The sequence below is a fragment of the Dehalococcoidia bacterium genome (genome assembly GCA_021295915.1).
Classification (GTDB): domain Bacteria; phylum Chloroflexota; class Dehalococcoidia; order Lucifugimonadales; family UBA1123; genus VXRN01.
Window position 1 is genome coordinate 8,817 of record JAGWBK010000063.1, and the last position, 653, is coordinate 9,469.

The window sequence follows — 653 nt, forward strand, 5'->3', positions numbered from 1 at the left end:
ACCTCCCTCTCGGCTATCAACCGCGACATCCTCACCAGGTTGTACGCGGTCGCAACCAACTCCCCACACAGTCCGGTCCGCTCCAACCCAACGTATCGACTCCGTCGGAACCCTCCCACGGTCTTCATCCAGCCGAAGATCGACTCCACACGCTTGCGTACCTTCTGACTCACCCTGTATGACTCGTGGCGTGTGGTCCTCCCATCTATCGCAGACCACCCCTTCTTTCGGGCAACGTGCGGTGTGACGTTGAACTCCCTGCACTCAGCAACGAAGTCCCTCGTGTCGTATCCCCCTGTCCGCTCCCACACTCAGCCGACGACTCCCGGGAATCCTCATAAGCATGTCCAATGCCGCGTCCCGCTCAGCCGTCCCGTTCGCCTTGGTCAGCCTGAAGTCGCTCACCAGTCCATGCCGATTGTCCATCAGCGCATGAGCCATGAAGACCAGCTTCGCCTCCTTGCCCGGACCCTTCCTCATCAGTCTCGCATCGGGATCTGTAGTGCTACGGTGGGTGGCGTTACTCAGCTTCTCCCCCCGAAAGTCCTCGGTCTGCACTCCCCCGTCTCCCCTGGACTCATCGTCGTCATCGCGTCGCCTGAAGCTCTTTATGCTGGCAGCAGCCTCTATCAGTGTCCCATCCACACTGAAGT

Annotated in this window: 2 protein-coding genes; both read right to left on the reverse strand. The window is 60.0% G+C overall.

Annotated features, from left to right (window positions below):
• A partial coding sequence (locus tag J4G14_14080) for a transposase (GenBank protein ID MCE2458918.1) occupies nucleotides 1-311 on the reverse strand: 311 nt, incomplete at its 3' end.
• Nucleotides 265-653 (reverse strand): IS5/IS1182 family transposase (locus J4G14_14085; GenBank protein MCE2458919.1); only part of this gene is annotated, 389 nt, incomplete at its 5' end. The genes J4G14_14080 and J4G14_14085, both read right to left, overlap by 47 nt.